The following is a 1,928-nucleotide window of genomic DNA, read 5'->3' on the forward strand; positions in this document are numbered from 1 at the left end:
CCCGGCTCGCCCTCTGCCCACCCGGCACCACCGGCGAGCTCTACCTCGCCGGAGCCGGTCTGGCACGCGGCTACTGGCAACGCCCCAGCCTGTCCGCCGAACGCTTCGTGGCCTGCCCCTTCGGCCCACCCGAAGAAAGGATGTACCGCACCGGCGACCTCGTCCGCCGGAACCACCACGGCGAACTGGAATACCTCGGCCGCGCCGACCAACAGGTCAAAATCCGCGGCTTCCGGATCGAGCTCGGCGAAATCGAAGCCGCACTCGCCCGACACCGGACAGTGGGCCAGGTGACCGTACTCGCCCGAGAAGACCACCCCGGCAACAAACGACTGGTCGCCTACACCGTACCCACACCCGCCACCACCATCGACCCGGCCGAACTACGAGCCTTCGCGGGCACCGAACTGCCCGAGTTCATGGTGCCCGCCGCCATCGTCGTCCTGGACACCCTCCCCCTGACCGGCAACGGCAAGATCGACAAACGCGCCCTACCCGCACCCGACTTCACCAGCGAAACCAACGGCCGCGCCCCCCGCACCCCCACCGAGGAACGACTCGGCGAAATCTTCCGCCAGGTCCTGGACCTCGAACGAGTCGGCGCCGAGGACTCCTTCTTCGACCTCGGCGGAGACAGCATCATGGCCATCCAACTGGTCTCCCGAGCCCGCCAGGCGAACCTCCGATTCTCCGCACGCGAGGTCTTCGCCAACCCCTCCATCGAAGCACTGGCCCGAATCGCCCGCACCACCGAACAGACGACCCGACCCACACACGACGACCACGGCGTCGGACCACTCCCCCTGACCCCGATCATCCACTGGCTCGCCGACAACGGCGGCAACACGGACACCTTCAACCAGTCCGTCGCCATCCGCACCCCCGCCAACCTGACACTCCCCCACCTCACCCAAGCCCTCCAAGCCCTGCTCGACCACCACGACGCCCTGCGCATGACACTACGAACCGACGGACACTGGACCCTGGAGATCCAGCCCCCCGGAGCCGTCACCGCCACATCCTGCGTCACCCGCGTCGACGCCACCCACCTCACCCCCGAAGCCCTCGACGACCTCACCGCCCGCGAAACCACCGCCGCCCAAAACCGCCTCGCCCCCCGCACCGGCACCATGCTCCAAGCCGTCTGGCTCGACCAAGGCCCCCACCAGCCCGGACGCCTCCTCCTCATCGCCCACCACCTGGTCGTCGACGGCGTCTCCTGGCGCATCCTCCTCCCGGACCTCGCCACCGCCGCCACCGCCCTGCACACCGGCCGGCCCATCACCCTCGACCCCGTCGGCACCTCCTTCCGCCGCTGGGCCGAACTCCTCACCCACCAAGCCACCTCCCCCGAACGGACAGCCGAACTACCCTTCTGGCAAAACCTCCTGAGCGAACAGGAACCCCTACTCGGCCGACGCGCCCTCGACCCCACCACGGACACCGCCCGCACCGCCCGACACCTCACCACCACCCTGCCCACCGACACCACCGAAGCCCTCCTCACCACCATCCCCACCGCATTCCACGGACGAGTCAACGACGCACTGCTCACCGCACTCGCCCTGGCCACCGCCCACTGGCGCCACCAGAACAACCGCGGCCAACACACCGCCATCCTGATCGACCTCGAAACCCACGGCCGCGAGGAACCCGACCCGACCATCGACCTGTCCCGCACCATCGGCTGGTTCACCAACTTCCACCCCGTCCGCATCGACCCCGGCACCCACGACTGGCAAGCCCTCCGAACAGGCCAACCCACCACCGCCACCGCCCTCAAACACGTCAAGGAACAACTCCGGAAAATCCCCGACAACGGCCTCGGCTTCGGCCTCCTCCGCCACCTCAACCCCACCACCACCACCGCACTCCAACCACTCACCACCCCACAGATCTCCTTCAACTACCTCGGCCGAATGGGCACC

The 1,928-nt window shown here is 68.4% G+C and carries 2 protein-coding genes; one reads left to right on the forward strand and one right to left on the reverse strand.

The window, feature by feature from the left end; genetic code table 11:
* Nucleotides 1–317: hypothetical protein (locus ACFRAR_RS38665; protein ID WP_380705128.1), on the reverse strand; the 317-nt coding region annotated here is incomplete at its 3' end.
* Between ACFRAR_RS38665 and ACFRAR_RS38670 the strand changes: the two genes are divergently transcribed.
* Nucleotides 291–1,928, forward strand: a 1,638-nt coding sequence (locus ACFRAR_RS38670; RefSeq protein ID WP_380705130.1) for a condensation domain-containing protein, incomplete at its 3' end; no start/stop codon positions are given. The two genes, ACFRAR_RS38665 and ACFRAR_RS38670, sit on opposite strands and share 27 nt — an antisense overlap.

This window comes from Kitasatospora sp. NPDC056651 (assembly GCF_042792155.1).
Taxonomy (GTDB): Bacteria; Actinomycetota; Actinomycetes; order Streptomycetales; family Streptomycetaceae; genus Kitasatospora.